The following is a 16,213-nucleotide window of genomic DNA, read 5'->3' on the forward strand; positions in this document are numbered from 1 at the left end:
CCTGTTTTCTTGACATACTGGTTGTTTTGTTCAGTTTTCAAAGATCAATTTTTCCGTTTGTCGTTTTTTTGCGACAAGATATAATTTATCATGGCTGCAGATGATTGTCAATAACTTTTTTCAATGACTTTTTTGTCTGCATAATTTGTTGTTTTCTTAACTGACAACAAAAAATAATATAGCATAATATGTTGATAAGTTCAATAGAAAAACCAAAAAACCATAAATTAAATTAAATGATTTTTTGGATGACTTAATTCCTCATTAGAAATAAAGGTATCAATTACCAGTCCGTTTGGGGATATATTTCATGCATTCCTGTTCATTAGCTACACGGCGGAACACGTTAAACAAGACCTTATACCTCTCCCTCATTGCATGTTTAACCATATTATCTATTCGGTGGTCCTCTAAATCCATCAATAATTCTTCTAACTCTCGTTTTACCAGATATTCTATTTCTTTTTGCTCTCCATCATTAATTAACAAACCTAACATTATATACACCTAACCTTCTTTATCTGATCAGTAATTACTGTTTACGTCAGTATATTTCCGTGTTGAATTCTCTCTTCTCTTATTTAATAATAGTCGTTCGTTTTTATTATCGAAATCCGTCGGTTACTATTTTTTTGAACCCCAAGCTACATACAAAAATACCCATACAAATATTATGTGTAGAATTACTATTCCCCATATTTATATATTTTCATCCCTTTTTCGCAACTTTTTTATCTTTTCCTATTACCGAGCAACAGCTTGTTCATATTACAGACTGTCATTCATAGAATAAAGTAAGGATATTGGGAGGATTGATATTATGGAACATTTTTATGTTGTACGATTTAATAAATGGAAACGCTGGTTAATTGTTTTTATCTTTGCTTTATTTACTGCTACATTTTTATGGTTTGAAAGTGAAGGGGCTCTTTCTGTGTTTTCAGAGGATGAGCCGGTGGCTTTAACAAAAGGGAATGCCAGTGAGTCTAATATTGCATTAACCTTTAATATCAGTTGGGGTGAGGACAAAGTCCATGCTATCTTAAAGCAGTTAGACCAAAAACAAGTACAAGCAACCTTCTTTGTTAGCGGGGAATGGGCAGAACGTCATCCTGAAATATTAGAGAAGATAACTGAAGCAGAGCACGAAGTAGGAATGCTTGGATACCGTTATGAAAATTATTTGGATCAGGAAATCGATCAAGTACGTGATGATCTATTACATGCAAAAGAAGTATTTGGGAAAATTGGCTATAAGGACATAGAAATGTTACGTCCACCAAGTGGAAAGTTTAACAAGGAAATCATTGAACTTGCTGAACAATTAGGTTTTACAGTAATACATTGGAATGTTAACCCTAGTGACTGGAAAAATCCGGGCACCAAAAAAATTGAGAGCACCGTAATGAAACAAACATCAAATGGCGATATCATATTGATGCATGCATCAGATTCCGTTAAGCAGACGGCTGATTCGCTAAAAACAATTTTACCTGGATTGAAGAATAAGGGCTTCCAGTTTGTCACTATATCTGAACTGGTTAACCAAGCACATGCAAAATCAAAAATTGTGGAATAAAGACAAAGCGCAGGTATCTGCACGGGGTAGGCTGAAGTTAACGCGAAAAGGATAAACAAGAGCATAATCTGCTAAGGTATTCTGCTAATGCCGAACTATTATCGTAGACGCATGGCTGGAACTAAACGTTGCTGATTTGGAAGTTCAATTATTCATAAAAAATTATAAATAAGCTAAACTTAAAAGCCCTAATATGTCTTTGGCATATTAGGGCAAAATAAACGTTATGCTTTATTCGAACTAATCTTTTAGTTAATTTTTTCTTTACCTATTGAATCACTATTGGTTATTCGATGTAATACAAGTAATTGATATGTATTACAAGCAAGTAATGTAACAATCATTAGCCATGCATAATCAGTTCCACTTGTACGCAGGCCAGGAACCCATTCGATAGCTGTCATAACGACCATTAAGAATAATGCCGGAATAAAAGCTCGCTGGTTCGTCTCACGTGCTTTTATTTTAGCTATAATCCATCCATACCCGAGTATTGCTGCCGCCATTAAGATAAACCAAAATAACGAAACATCGCCACCAACTGCATTATATGGAAAATAAATTAAATCAAATACAACAAATGCAATTAGTAATACCTGAACAGTTGGCCAGAATGTCCGAAACAGGCTTAGGCCAAATTGATTGATGAATAAATAAACAAAAAAACCGGTCTGACTTATGATGCTAAATAGTAACCCTAATCCTGTGAAATAGATAATTAACCCAGTTAACTCTATAAAATCAAATGGATTCAAAAAATCGGTATATAATGAGGCCTTCACAAAAAAGCTAGTTAATAGCCCTATAATTCCACCTATCAGTAACGTCTTTAAAAATAATCCTACCCACTTACGACTATTCAATCCTATTTCCTCCTACAACTATGTTCAGCATCCAGTCATATTTTATCATGAACGTTGTCTTTTTTCCTCCATGAAGAATATTTTTTTGTTTCATAACTCATATTAAATATGAGAGGAAGGAGGATCATAAATGTTTCGTATGATTTTAACTTCATTAATAATTTTATCCATCATTTTCATTTCCGCATGTAATGGAGGAGGAGCTTCTGGAAAAGAAGCTGATTATGATGCAACGAAAAAAATGGTGGTTGATATATTACAGACAGAAGATGGAAAGAAAGCACTTAGAGAAATATTAGCTGATGAAAAATTAAAGCAACAACTTGTGATTGAATCTGAAGTTGTTAAAAAATCGATAAATGAAGTACTTGTTTCCGAAAAAGGAAAAGAAATGTGGAAAAAACTATTTGAAGACCCTGAATTTGTTAAAAGTTATGCAAAATCAATGTCTGAGGAACAAAAAAAGCTAATGAAGAATTTAATGAACGATTCCGAATTCCAGAAACAGATGCTTGAACTTATGCAAAATCCTCAGATTAGCGAACAAATGCTAAGTGTCATGAAAGGTCAAGAGTTCCGCAAGCATTTAGAAGAGACCGTTCAACAAACCTTGCAAACACCACTTTTCCAAGCAAAAATATCCGAATTATTACTAAAAGCAGCTGAAGAGAAAAGTAAGCAGGAAAGCGGCCAGCAATCAGGTGGAGAAGGCGGCGGTTCCGGTGGTGGCTCTGGAGGATCAGGTGGAGGTGGTTCTGGCGGTGGTTCTGGAGGCTCAGGTGGAGGTTCCGGTGGATCCAGTTAATATTTAATCATCTAAAAAGAGGTGACACACGCCACCTCTAATTTTTTATTCTTCTATTTTTGCTACGATTTTTGAAGCAATCTTGTGATATTCTTTTCCAATTGGATGATCCTGCTGATATACAGATGGAGCAAACTCATCCTCTTCTTCATATGGCTGTTGTAAAGGTAATTGACCAAGTACTTGCGTTTGTAAAACCTCGGCAAGCTTTTTACCGCCACCTTTACCAAATACATATTCTTTTTCACCTGTTTTTTTACTTTCAAAATAGGCCATGTTCTCCACAACGCCTAAGATTTCATGATCTGTTTTCAATGCCATTTGACCAGCGCGCGCTGCCACAAATGCTGCAGTTGGATGTGGTGTTGAGACGATTAGCTCTTTACACGTTGGAAGCAATTCATGGACATCCATTGCAATATCACCGGTTCCTGGTGGTAAATCAAGTAGCAAGTAGTCTAAATCGCCCCACTCTACTTCTTTAAAAAAGCTGTTAAGCATTTTACCAAGCATTGGTCCACGCCAAATGATTGGAGAGTTGTCCTCCACAAAGAAGCCCATGGAAATAACCTGAACTCCAAACCGCTCAACCGGAATTATTTTTTCGGCACGAACTGCAGGTCTTTCTTCAATTCCCATCATATCTGGAACACTAAAGCCATATATGTCTGCATCGATAATACCTACTTTTTTACCTAGGCGCATTAAGGACATAGCTAAGTTAACTGTAACAGTCGATTTACCTACACCGCCTTTACCACTAGCAACAGCGATAAAGTTAGGTTGTTTACCTCCGCCCATTAATGTTTTTTCCTGTTCTGCTTCAGCAGCAGGCTGGAACTTTTCAATGGTTTCGTCAGGCAACTGTTCAAAACGTAAACCGACTGTTGTTGCTCCATTCTTTTTCAGAATGCCAACAATCTCTTGCTGTAGCTGCATCTGTTCACCAGTATTCGTCTTTCCAATACCGATTTTCACACTGACATGCTTCTTTTCTTCTTTAATTGTAATTTCTTTCACACCGTCTGTTTCTTCAAGCGTTCTATGTAAAAATGGATCCTTAACAGGGTGAAGTAGTTCCTTTACTTCTTCTTGTGATAACACGTTAGTCACCATCCCTTTCCTAGAGTCGTTATATATACAAAATAATATCATTTTATTTGCACACAACGCTAGTATAACACAAATCACGTAAAATCTAAGTGATATGTATCATAGGATGTTTTGTATAATTCGTTACTTTTTTTCAGGTTCTTCTGTAACATAACGGAGAATCCCCTCATAAATACTCCCGGCAATTTTCCGCTGGTAGGAATCTTTCTTCAGATGTTCGCGCTCATGCTCGTTTGATAAAAATCCAATCTCAACAAGTGAACCAGGCACTTCAGCATATTTTAAAAGATATACACCATTTATTGGCAACGGCTTCCGTGTAGTATTCTCCAAATTTCGAATAATTTCAGATTGAATCATTGTGGCTAAATGCTTACTCTTATCATATTTTGAGTAGTAAAATGTCTGTGCTCCACTCCATTTATTGGATGGCAATGCATTTAAATGAAGCGTAACAAAAAAGTCAGCATCTTTATCGTGTATAAACTTAAGGCGCTTTCTTATATCTTCTGCTTTTCGCCTCGACAATCCTTTTGTATCATCGTTCGCCAGATCTTTATCTTTTTCTCGCGTTAAATAAACAAGAGCACCTGATTGTTGCAGGAAGTCCTGTGTTTTTTTGGCAACAGCAAGCGCAATATCTTTTTCCAATGTCTCGTCCTTTCCAACCGCTCCACCATCTACACCACCATGACCTGGGTCGATAACTATTGTTTTACCCGAAAGAGGTAATGACCATGTTTCCCAAGTGGTTTCCGTTTTTTGAATTGGATATTGAATAAGAAAGGCCAAAATGACAAAACCTACTCCCCAGGTAAACACCTTCCCAAATCGTCCCATAACATTCGCTCCTTATTTATTCTACTTCAACTATTGTATGGGACAAGATTGTTGATTATGATTAAACATAATGGCCAGTTTAATCAAAACATAGCAGTGGTAATAAAAAAGTAGTGAATCTTGTTCTCGGAAGGAGGCGAACACATGGATTGGCTTGGAATTGGAGTACTGATTATTGGAATCGCATTTCTCGCATTCGTAATAATGTTAATTAAGCCGCTAAAAAATTTATCGGGTGTATTTTCGAGCTTGAGGTCAACAACAGATGCCCTGCCTCAGCAAGTTGCTGATATAACGTCTAGTGCAAAAGATACGCTCACCACCGGAAGGGAAACGATACAACAACTAAATAATCAAATGAGCGAATTAAGCCCAATTTTTACGATCTTAGGAGACGTTGGAGAAACAACAAATAAACTATCATCATCAATGGTTGATATCACAAAGGAAATGAAAGCAAACACCAAAGAAGGAAGCACATTTATCGAACGAAAAAACCTTGAAGGACTATATGGTGCAATAACACTAGGATATTACGCATTTCAACGAAGGAATCCCTAACAATAGCAACAGATGTGAAATGACCATCAACTTATATGCTAAGTTGATGGTCATCTTTTGGTGTAATCGTGTATTCTGGAACAATAGCCAGTGCCCGCTTGATTTTTGAATATCTATGTTAAAATAACTACAAAGATTGTGAACGATTATTTTTTAGAAAACTTGGCTTATCGTCAAGCTTTAATATAGATAAGCCTTAGTTGCGCTTATGCAGTAAGAAAGGATTTATACTTTCTTAACTGCTAAACAAAGAATAACAGACCGAGTTAAAAAGTCCTCTGTTAAGCTTATCGTGGGTTAAAAATTATTAGGAGTGAATGAAATGCTAATCGGTCATATGAAAGAAATTGTCCGTCATCCAGTAAAATCTTTTTCCGGGGAAAGTGTACGAAAATCCAAAATAATGGATTATGGTTTATATGGAGACCGTGGCCATGCTTATTTAGATGAATCAAAAAAACAAAATTTCTTAACAATAACACAGTTCCCGGAAATGGTTCGATATAAAGCAAGATACATAGGAGAAGAATTGCTGGACGAATATCCGGAAGTAGAAGTCATAACACCTGAGGGCAAGATATATGATTGGGAAGATGAAGAATTAATTAAAGAAATGGAAAACAAATCGAACCGAAAAATTTCTACTATTGAATATCCCCCTTCTCACGTGCCTATTGGACCAATTGCAGTAGAAAACATTCAGCTTGTAACGGATGCTTCAATAGATTATTTGCAAGAAATATGGGGAGAAGCCGAGGTAGACTTTCGACGTTTTCGTCCTAATTTATTTATTTCATTAAAAGAAAAAAAACCGTTTATTGAAGAAGAATGGATTGGTAAGAGAATTAAAATAGGAAGTGAAGTAGAAATTGAATTAGTAGGACACTGTAAAAGGTGCATGATTATTACTGTTAATCCTGATAATGCTGAGCGAGATTCAAGTTTGCATAAAACGGTTATAAAGGAAAGAAAAAATAATTTTGGCGTTTATGCTTCTGTGATAAAAACAGGTGATATTCATGTGGATGATGAAGTTCATCTACTTGATTAATTTTTATTAAAAATAACATTGGAATAAACTCTTTAAGACATAATAAATACTCCCCATCAAGTTACCAAATGGGGAGCATATCGTCTAGTATAACTATTAATTTAATTACTTTACTGAGTAAAGATTTTCAATGGATTCGATGTCCATATAAGATGGTATAAATATCACTACAAATACGATGCAAATAGTTATCACCTAAAGTGTAACCCCGAGTTGAACGGAACCCGTTACAACAATAGGGGACTTTTTCTTGCCTTCTAATTCTTTTCTTCCGTTTTCTTTTTCCTCGATACATTAAAGTTCGCTAGTGGTGTTGTCAGCTTTCTCGACATCTCTCCGACATCTTCGACAATATAAAATAAAGGACTTAACGTTCTTAGCTTTTCATTAACATCAGAAAGCGTACTGTTCGTATGATTGATAAGATTCCCGGTTTCTTTAAAAATATCGTTAAGCTGATTCGGTAAATGCTCAACTGTCTTCTCAACTCCACGCAGTACGTGTGCTAAATTATTCAATGTCCATGATAAATATACAGCTAATACTAAAAAAGCAATTCCTATTAATAATACACCTATTCCAACTAAAGTCATTGTTATCCCTCATCTCATTATTTTTGCTCATTTTATCAGTTTTGTTTCTTTTTAATCTTCGCAATTGATATAAACTGCGATGTACTGTGGAAAAATAATTGCAGTGCTATGATCTCGCTTCGGTTGGTTTTGCTCACTTTATCCTGTAAATTAAACAATGCTTATTGTGACATTGCTTCTTAGCCCCTAGGGACACTTCAGCCTCTAATTAAGAAGTCTCTACCAGTGGACGCAGAATACGTAGACTCCTATGGGAACAGCACATTCCGAAGCCCCCCCGAAAGAAGCGTTCTTGGCGTCACGAGGAGGCTGAGGTCATGCCCATGCCTAATAGGACACTACGAAAGCGATAGCTGGAATATATGTCGCCGCTGTACCTGGAGCAGTGAAAGCGAAGTATTTTGCCGGAACGAGTCGAAGCACTCAGCCTTATTTCTTTGCTGGTAAATTTTCTTCTTGAGCAATTAATTCATTCTTATCATTTCGATGTTTCCACTTCTTAGCTATCCGATATGCTACTTCACCCCATCTTATGCTTTCCGCAATTCGATTCATTGATTGAGTTGATGTATATTCAGGTAGTTTTTTTGCTTGTTGAGCCAACATTTCACTTGATGAATTTAAAGAAGTACCTACATTCTCCAGCGATTTAAATACATTGTCAGTTGCCTTTATCTTATCATCAAAGTCATCGACCATTTTTTCAGTTTCGTGTAAGGTATTTCTTATTTCAGGCGTGATATATTGGAGTTTCCCTTCTACTTCTCCTAAGGTTTCACCCAGTGTTTCTATGGTGCTTGATACACGCTTTAATACGAAGGAAATATAGATAACTATTAAGGCAAATGCCAATGCAAACAATAAAACTCCTACATAGACTAATTCCATTTGGATATGTACCCTCCTTTAAAAGGTTTACCACTAGCAGGTTGCACTGAAACTTATCTTGATAACAACCCGACAACAAAGTATTTTTCCCAATTCACATTATCATATTTCCCTAAACGTTTCCAATTTATGTTACCCAGTTTCAATGGCGTAATAAAAGTTGCTGCCTCACGAAATTGTGAGTGATCTTCTTCAGCTACCCATTCCCCGGGTTTGGCACCCTTCGTAACCTCAACTGCATCATTCATGTGAATCCCTGTTTCGGCTTTTTGCTTATGAATGGTTCCTTCAGTCGTCATTTTCCACAAATTTTGATTGAATAGTTGCTTTTCCAGGACGGCTGTTGCACCAAGCGATTTATTAGTTGTAATGGCTAGATCCGCATGAAACCCTGGCAATAATTGCTCCGTTTCAGCATCCTCAGAAAAGCTTACATCAAACGAGTAGATACTTGTTCCATGAACGTTTACTGTCTTTGGCGAATCATTAATCTCATTCAAGTTCCCTTTTAGTAATGTTCCATTTTCTCTAATAGACACTTCGACAGGCATTTCCCTTTCAGCTTCCATCCGCTCCGCTTCCGTGAATTCGCCCTCTGCTTGGAGCTGCATATCACGAATGGTAACAACAGGATTACTTAAGCTTTTGGATATCTTAGTTACCTGCCCCTGATAAGAGCTTTCCACTGTAATGGTATCCCCAGTCGATTCAAGGTCCGATAACTGCGCCTGAATGTTTTGCAGTTGCGCATTCTTCTGATCAAGTTCTTTTTCCTTCTCTGCTAGATATTGTTCTTTCATATAGTTAGCAGTTACAGATTTGCTCGTAATATCAAGGTTGCTGTTTTCATCCTCATATTCTGCATTTAAATCTGTTTCTGGTATCTGATAAAAGGAAATAGAATCTATTGCTTGCTCGATAGCACTAACTTCACCGGTAAGCTTGCTTCTTTCACTTTCAAGAAAGGATCTCGTTTCGTAATAATCCTCTACTTTATATGTGAATAACCCATCACCAACATCGACTTGGGTACCCTCATCAATTAGAAACTCCAGAAAGCTCCCTCTGTCCTCATCAAAGTATACACGTTTCTCATTTGTTGTCGCTAATACTCCCGAAGTGTCAATTGTTTCAAACATATCCATTTCAACTATTTCTGACCATTCCTCAATATAAGACAAGCGTGCTACTTTTTCTTCTTCGTCTAAATAAACAAGTAAACTATTGACTGCAATAAATAGAATCACCAACGTCCAAATAAGCTTCCTGCGATTCATTCAAACCACCCACTTATCATATGAATATCCATATAAGCTAACGTAGTCACAACAGCCCAGTAGAAAATATGTAGAAAGATGACACTAAACCATATCCAGCGTTTTCTAACTGTCGCCATATAATTTAAAAACCTTACCTGAAACCAAATGATCCAAAGCTGGAAAAGTGAAATAGTTCCAAAGAAAAAGACAACCCAAGGTATATCAGTGAAATAGGATGCAATGACCCCAAATGATAGTGGTGAAACGAACCAATCCAAGCCGAAATAAACGACTAATGGTATCCAGATAACTCGCTCAATCAGTAAAACCAAAAGAACGACTTCCTGCATGATTAATAGTTTTTGATAAGGTATACCTGTTATTAAATAAAATAAATAGGATGGTACAAATAAAACCAAAAGTGCAAATAAAATTGCAAAACCAATCCTGCCAAGAATAAACCAGAATTTACTTTCCTCGTATTCTAGCGGATTAAATGCTGTCGCGTTTTCCGAGATAATATCCGACCCGATACCTAAAATAGCCATCCAAGCGTATACGACCACACTAAACAAAACGAGCAAAGAAACGATCTTCCACAGATTTTTTAGCGTTTCTGTTTTATGAACACGATAGAGATGATCATTTAGTGAAAAGAGAAACTTTAGAATGTTAACCGGATAGATCATATACGACATTCCTTTTTATAGTTCTATTATATTTCTATGTCTATCTATTTTAACGTAATATACTAAAATATCCCACTTTTTAATATTTTCTGCTTAGAAAACTTGAAATTCATTAAAGGGATTCTTATGAAAGTACGTATTTTGCCTTCAGAACCCCTAATACTTGTCATAGTTGGACTTATACGTAAGAAAGTATTTATACTTTCTTCTTAACTGCCAAAAGCAGGGATTAATTCCATATTCATTAAAAGAAATCCGGGAAAAAGGTTTGTTGCTTTGGTATTATGCTATCCAGCTGCTCAATTTGTTCATAATTACCACGGACTAAACCAAGATGATACAGTTCCATTGGACGTTTATATCCTAGTAGCATAGAAGTAAGATACTGAATGGTACAATGGATTCCCTCGTGATCACCCTGATCCCCATAAAATAAATGGTTCACTGCTGTCTCACTGCCGATTTGTCTTAGTTGATAAACCCCGCTATTTTCAGGAAGAAAGGAATCTACCACATGTAATGAAAGTGATTGTTCGCCACCATCATGAAATGCATATTGTTTTAGGAATTCCAATACATCCACGATACGCGCCATAAAAAAGGGTTCCGTCTTTTGATCAAATCGTGGCTCATCGATTAAAAGAGGCAGATTATCATTTTCTGGTACAACCATCTCTACTGTGTCAGCCATCGAATCATGATTTGCCATAAACTGGATCAGCAGCTTTTGAGCATTTAAAGAGTTGTATACCAGTTCATGGACGGTTACTTTTTCTTCTTTTACTTTATATATAATATAACCTTCCGCTTGATCATTTCCGTCATAAGCGATTGCTTTATGCCAATCCCCTTTAAGCACACGCTGTTCCCACCATTTTTCGTCACGGACAAGCGTACCGTTAAATTGTTTGGCGTATTCGGTATAAACCTTATGGAGAATGGATATTTCAGAATCCACACGTTGTATATATCCATCAGCTCCCCATTTACGTTTCAAATTCTCCAGAGGGATTGTGTATTTTTTTTCTGAGAAAATGTGTTCCCAACCATACTTTCGATAAAAGGAAAAAGAAAATGGATGAAGAAATGACACGACTTCACCCTGTTCTTTCATATGTTTAAGTGCATGGTGAAGCAAATGTTTCACAGAACCTTGCCTGCGGTATTCCGGCCATGTTGCAATAGAGCTGATCCCACCCATCTCAAACGCTTTGCCATTAATATAACAGGACAGTGGGATGAGGTGGAGTTTTGCTACCAGCTGGTCATCCTCCATCCAGCCCCAAATAGTATGTCGCTTTGCTTCCTCCTGCTTTTTTAATAAAGCTTCTTCAGATAAATCATATTGAAAGGCGTATTGCGACAGCAAGAAAATCTTATCAAAGTCCTTATCAGTTAAGGTTTTAATCTTGTTCAATGATTTGTCCTCCCCTACCTATTATTCATATATTTATAATACTAGACTTTTACAGTAAGCTCTATTAAAAAATAAAAACTTTAGAAAACTTGGCATTCGTTAAAGGTTTATTTTACTTACTCAGAATCCCAGTTTACCTTGGAAAGTCTTTGATATAATTACGTGCTTTTTTAAATCATGTTAATCTTCTAGGCTATTAATAGGTTCAAGACCCTTTGTTTCTTTTTCAAATATTTCCTTAAGTCCCCCTTAGTCAATATAAGATGTATTTACAACGATTTTGCTTCTTCCCAAAGTATTAAATTTTTCATTGGATATAATTCATGTTTTCTAAATCTATTTTTCCATCAACTAAATGTCCAGTATTAATGAAAGGAATATCATCATGTTATTAATTCAATATTAAAAAACGCCTACATCCCTGAGGGTATAGGCGCTTAACATAAAAGCATCAACACATATTCTAGTTACTGAACCCTTCTAGTTAAGGATTCACGACTTCAACATCACTTTTTTTAACAAATCCAAGCCGGTGATTAAAGGAAATTTGATAATATTCTTCTTCACCTATCACCACTTGGTTCGTTTTCGGATCGTTAAAATACTTTGCATGGTAATAAGTTGATTGAAACGGTCCTGTGGCTATATAGAATTGTCCTTCAGAAATTTGGTATAGTGTTTCAGTGTTTCCTTGTGCCCACTCTTCTATTCCTGTTTCGTCATAGGCAGCGACTTCAGGATAAGCAGCCCCATAAACAGGAATTGACCCCATTCCTTCCTTAGGTTTAATTACAATTCCATTCCCTGGAGAAACGTTTTTATTGTTTGGATTAAAAAACCACGCCTTCTGACCACCGTAATAAACTGCGGTCCAATCTCCCTCTTCGTCAACTTTATAATAATTTTGCCCAATAGCAGCCTTGTTCCCCCAATCATTAATACGGTTGGTTCCACTATTGCTAAGAAGTGGATCAGTGATTAGCGGAGCCTCAAAACTAGGTTCAGTGTATAGATGTATAAAACTCGATGATTGAGGCTCCAGTACTTCTGAGCCGTATGTGAATGTCGGCTTATTTGTATTGTAATTAGGATTTATCGTTATAATGTCGCTGTCTTTGTTGCCATTACTTGGGTTAACTGGTTCTCCCAAAAGATTAAAGAAGTGCGACCAATTCCAATAAGCACCTGGGTCCCAGTGCATTGCTCCCTGTCTGGCTTGAGTTAATCCCGGAACTTCGTCATGCCCAATTATATGCTGGCGATTAAGTGGAATGTCATATTTTTCTGCCAAATATTTCACCAATTTTGCAGATGAGCGATACATTTGCTCACTATACCAATCTGTCCCTTCAACCGCAAATCCTTCAAGCTCCAAGCCAATGGAGTGCGCATTAAAATACCAATTACCTGCATGCCAACCTGCATCTTCATTTCTCAACATCTGTGTAATGGCCCCTGTTTCTGAGTCAAGAACATAATGAGCGCTTACGTAAGATCTGTTTCGAAAGTGGTTAATCGCTGATTCGGCAGTGCCTTCAATATCATGAATGATTATATATCGGATATCTAGACCATCATCAGGACGATTCGCGATATCATAGTTCCCATAACTACCAGGACTACTAGAGAATTGCTCATAAAGTGCAGGAATAAATGTACATTCTAGACCGTTTGGACAATCAGCACCTGTCTTTTTGGCATTTCGTAGCGGAATATTTTTTGCAGTGTCTTTATTTGGCTCAACATTTTTCGCCTTTAATTTTACTTCATGTCCATTAATTGTTACTCTCTCTGCCCCCTCTTGAAGCGTGTTATAAACATCATCTGCAAACCCTTGAGCAACAGTTTTAATATCAGAACCACTGTATTTTACAACTGCTCCATACCAATCAGATAGATCAGATGGGGTTTCTCCGACTGTTTCCTTTGCATACATTGCAAGAAGGGCTGCTCCCCCACGAATATTTTGTTCGGGATCATTTTTTAATACTTCCAAATCCACATTGAGCAATTGAGCTGCTTTGTCCAGTGTGTTAACGGAATCATTATCGTCTGTAGAGGCTTCAATTTGTTCCTCATTCTTACCGCTGGCATCTTGATTCCCATCAATATGCACCAGGTTCATAAGACTGTAGCCACCTACTTCACTATGACCTTCATGATGATCCCATCGCGATTGATTATATGATACTGCCATCAAAACACTTTGCGGAACTCCAAATTCCTTAGCTGCCTTTTCGAACACTTCCTGTAGATCAACTGAATCTACTGTAGCCGCAACAGTTTCTCTTTCTTCATCAAGGTTAAAGAAACCTAATAAAACGAACAATAAACTAAGTCCCAATACAATAGCGAAAGATAATTTTAAAAATATTCTGGATTCAAAGGTCATTATAATCCCTCCTCTTTTTTATTTAATATAAGTTTCTATTAAACATTAAGATAATCCTTCTAAACAATAGGAAAATAAACAAATTTGCCTATGAAATCACACATTAACTGCGATGAAATAGGGTTAAAGTACTTTCCGTGTAATAAAATAGGAGTTTTATTATAAGTGCCCTGTCACTCCTCGAATTATGAGCAATCCGTTGTAGGTGTTCAAGTTATTCGAGCTGTTATTTTTTAGGCAAACAACTTTACACATAAAAAAGACCCCCAACCAATAATGGTTGAGAGCCTTTGAATGTAGATATATTAACGTTTTGAGAAATGCTATCATTGTTTTTTAGGAACGTTAATCTATATGAACCCTTTTATATCAACATCCTGAGGTTTTTCTCTATAGACTTAAACGGATATAAATGGACTCTTGTAGATAGCATTTGAACCAATTTGAACCATGGTAGATGGTAGTTGAATACAATTTAAATTAAAAATCATTAAAATCAACAAAATGCTTCTCAACATTATATCCTAAGTTCCACATAATATCCTTAAATTCAATTTCCTTTGGTTCTCTTGACTCATCATGAAATTCAAAATTTATTAACTTATCTCGTATTTGACTAGTTAAATTATTTTCAATTTCCTCTCCTGAATCAAAAAATTTCACATCTTCAATAACAGATTTTCCCAAAAGATTTTCGGGTCTCTCTAATGAGATTATGATCTCATCTGAAAATAAGAGTTTTTCTTTACTTTGGAAAAATTTCTGCCATATTTTTTGTAACTTTCTACTATCAAATATTAAGTCTCTTGGATCAGCCCCTGCAATTTTAAATAATTTATAAATATACCTTAATTTATCAGTTATATTTAACCTAGTTCCCAACAGTAATACATTTTCTTCTCCTATAAACAATTCTGTATATGAATCAAAAGTTGTGTTTAATTCTTCATGTCTAGTTGATATACACGGCAAGTCTCTTAAATCTTTGTGTCTTAAATCTTTCATATGAATTACGGTAATAAATACTTTTTCCATCATTTCTTTCTGATTATTTAATTCATACACATCACCAAACAAAGTAAATACAATTTTTTCTTCTTTTGAAAAATATTCTTCTTTAAATGTTTTAATCTCATTTGCTATGTGTTCTTTAGTAACTTCATCTTCCTGACTAAAGTATTCAATAAAATCTTCAACCTTCATTAAATCTAGTAATTTACCCGTTTTTTGGTAGAACTCTATCTTTAATTGATCATGTACTACTCTTTCTTTTCCTAACTTTATTCTCCAATCTGATTTTTCATCTGATAAACCATCATTTGTTACAATTACAACTTTAGAGAATTTCTTCTTTTTTTCTTCATTAACTTGTAACAAATTTATTAAATCTTTCCATAAGATAAGATCTCCTGCTTTATCAGGAATAACTAGGTCTCCAAATATCTTTTCTTTATCATATTTACTTTCATCACAAAATCCTGGGGGGATATTCTTTGCGTACCTATCATCCATATCGGATATATATTCATCAATATTTTCTTGAGTATACATTTCTCCAACAACACTTGTACTTTCAAACAATTTATCAATTCGATCTGTAAGGTCTTCTATTTTTTTTTCATACTCTGATATCTTAGGTATATTCTTTTCAGAATCAGAAAATCCTTTTAGTTTTTTATTGAGTATATTCTCTATCTCAATACATTTATTTTCAACTTCCATTACAGAACTTTCAACATATTCATTTATAATTTCTTCTATATCCTTTTTGAGCAAATTATTTAATTGATCATAATTCTTAGATTTATTTCTAAAACTCTCAGATTTTAGTTTTTGCTTAATTGCTGCAATATCAAATATTTTTACTTCTTCAACAACTGAATTAACATAGCTTTCCAAAGTTTTAATATCACTTTTCAAGGAGTTCGTTACAGAATTTATATTGGATAGGAACTCTATATACGTCATAAAAGGAATATATATATCCTTCTTTTTATTCTCTAATGCTTTTATATAACTATCTCCATTAGAGTAACTTTGATAAGCATATAAGAAATAATTAGTATCAAAGACAAATAAAGTTTCCTCTGAATCATCTTGCTTATATTTGTAGTTCAATGCAGACAAGTAACTCATAATAAACCACCTTCTTTCAGATCAAAA

The 16,213-nt window shown here is 35.5% G+C and carries 15 protein-coding genes; 4 read left to right on the plus strand and 11 right to left on the minus strand.

The window, feature by feature from the left end; genetic code table 11:
* Positions 1–279: 279 nt before the first annotated feature.
* Positions 280–498, minus strand: a complete 219-nt coding sequence (locus BLS02_RS18210) for a hypothetical protein (RefSeq protein ID WP_092494459.1) — start codon at positions 496–498, stop codon at positions 280–282.
* A gap of 322 nt (positions 499–820) precedes the next feature.
* On the opposite strand from BLS02_RS18210, the gene pdaB reads away from it, so the two are divergent.
* Positions 821–1,579 carry a polysaccharide deacetylase family sporulation protein PdaB gene (gene pdaB, locus BLS02_RS18215; protein WP_092494460.1) on the plus strand — a complete coding sequence of 253 codons (759 nt, stop codon included), beginning with the start codon at positions 821–823 and terminating at the stop codon, positions 1,577–1,579.
* A gap of 248 nt (positions 1,580–1,827) precedes the next feature.
* On the opposite strand, the gene BLS02_RS18220 is transcribed toward pdaB, so the two are convergent.
* Positions 1,828–2,442: a KinB-signaling pathway activation protein gene (locus BLS02_RS18220; RefSeq protein WP_092494461.1), complete on the minus strand. Its 615-nt coding sequence runs from the start codon at positions 2,440–2,442 to the stop codon at positions 1,828–1,830.
* Between the two features lie 130 nt (positions 2,443–2,572).
* Between BLS02_RS18220 and gerD the strand changes: the two genes are divergently transcribed.
* The gene (gene gerD / locus BLS02_RS18225; protein WP_092494462.1) at positions 2,573–3,247 is read left to right on the plus strand and encodes a spore germination lipoprotein GerD; all 675 of its coding nucleotides are present in this window, start codon (positions 2,573–2,575) and stop codon (positions 3,245–3,247) included.
* A gap of 45 nt (positions 3,248–3,292) precedes the next feature.
* Here gerD and BLS02_RS18230 read toward each other — a convergent pair whose 3' ends face one another.
* On the minus strand, positions 3,293–4,351 hold the full coding sequence (locus BLS02_RS18230; protein ID WP_092494463.1) for an Mrp/NBP35 family ATP-binding protein: 1,059 nt from the start codon (positions 4,349–4,351) through the stop codon (positions 3,293–3,295).
* A gap of 132 nt (positions 4,352–4,483) precedes the next feature.
* The gene (gene cwlD / locus BLS02_RS18235; protein ID WP_092494464.1) at positions 4,484–5,200 is read right to left on the minus strand and encodes an N-acetylmuramoyl-L-alanine amidase CwlD; all 717 of its coding nucleotides are present in this window, start codon (positions 5,198–5,200) and stop codon (positions 4,484–4,486) included.
* Between the two features lie 144 nt (positions 5,201–5,344).
* Here cwlD and BLS02_RS18240 point away from each other — a divergent pair, with 144 nt between their 5' ends.
* Together BLS02_RS18240 and BLS02_RS18245 are read left to right on the plus strand one after the other, a co-directional pair.
* Positions 5,345–5,761 carry a DUF948 domain-containing protein gene (locus BLS02_RS18240; protein WP_092494465.1) on the plus strand — a complete coding sequence of 139 codons (417 nt, stop codon included), beginning with the start codon at positions 5,345–5,347 and terminating at the stop codon, positions 5,759–5,761.
* Between the two features lie 322 nt (positions 5,762–6,083).
* Positions 6,084–6,812, plus strand: coding sequence for an MOSC domain-containing protein (locus BLS02_RS18245; RefSeq protein WP_092494466.1), 729 nt, complete (start codon positions 6,084–6,086; stop codon positions 6,810–6,812).
* A gap of 257 nt (positions 6,813–7,069) precedes the next feature.
* Here the strand turns inward: BLS02_RS18245 and BLS02_RS18250 are convergent, their stop codons facing one another.
* From BLS02_RS18250 to BLS02_RS18280, 7 genes are all read right to left on the minus strand, one after another.
* Positions 7,070–7,405, minus strand: coding sequence for a DUF948 domain-containing protein (locus BLS02_RS18250; RefSeq protein ID WP_092494467.1), 336 nt, complete (start codon positions 7,403–7,405; stop codon positions 7,070–7,072).
* 429 nt (positions 7,406–7,834) lie between these two features.
* Complete coding sequence (locus BLS02_RS18255) at positions 7,835–8,293, minus strand: DUF948 domain-containing protein (protein ID WP_092494468.1); 459 nt, start codon at positions 8,291–8,293, stop codon at positions 7,835–7,837.
* Between the two features lie 53 nt (positions 8,294–8,346).
* Entirely contained in the window at positions 8,347–9,570 is a 1,224-nt protein-coding gene (locus BLS02_RS18260; protein ID WP_092494469.1) for an efflux RND transporter periplasmic adaptor subunit, read from the minus strand.
* Entirely contained in the window at positions 9,567–10,241 is a 675-nt protein-coding gene (locus tag BLS02_RS18265; protein ID WP_092494470.1) for a hypothetical protein, read from the minus strand. The genes BLS02_RS18260 and BLS02_RS18265 overlap by 4 nt, the downstream gene beginning before the upstream one ends.
* A 244-nt stretch (positions 10,242–10,485) precedes the next feature.
* Positions 10,486–11,658, minus strand: coding sequence for a GNAT family N-acetyltransferase (locus BLS02_RS18270; protein WP_092494471.1), 1,173 nt, complete (start codon positions 11,656–11,658; stop codon positions 10,486–10,488).
* Between the two features lie 484 nt (positions 11,659–12,142).
* Positions 12,143–14,050 carry an N-acetylmuramoyl-L-alanine amidase gene (locus tag BLS02_RS18275; protein WP_092494472.1) on the minus strand — a complete coding sequence of 636 codons (1,908 nt, stop codon included), beginning with the start codon at positions 14,048–14,050 and terminating at the stop codon, positions 12,143–12,145.
* A gap of 480 nt (positions 14,051–14,530) precedes the next feature.
* On the minus strand, positions 14,531–16,186 hold the full coding sequence (locus tag BLS02_RS18280) for a PIN-like domain-containing protein (protein WP_092494473.1): 1,656 nt from the start codon (positions 16,184–16,186) through the stop codon (positions 14,531–14,533).
* Between the last annotated feature and the right edge of the window lie 27 nt (positions 16,187–16,213).

Origin of the sequence: Virgibacillus salinus (genome assembly GCF_900102415.1) — a bacterium.
In the GTDB taxonomy this organism is placed as follows: Bacteria; Bacillota; Bacilli; order Bacillales; family Amphibacillaceae; genus Lentibacillus; species Lentibacillus subterraneus.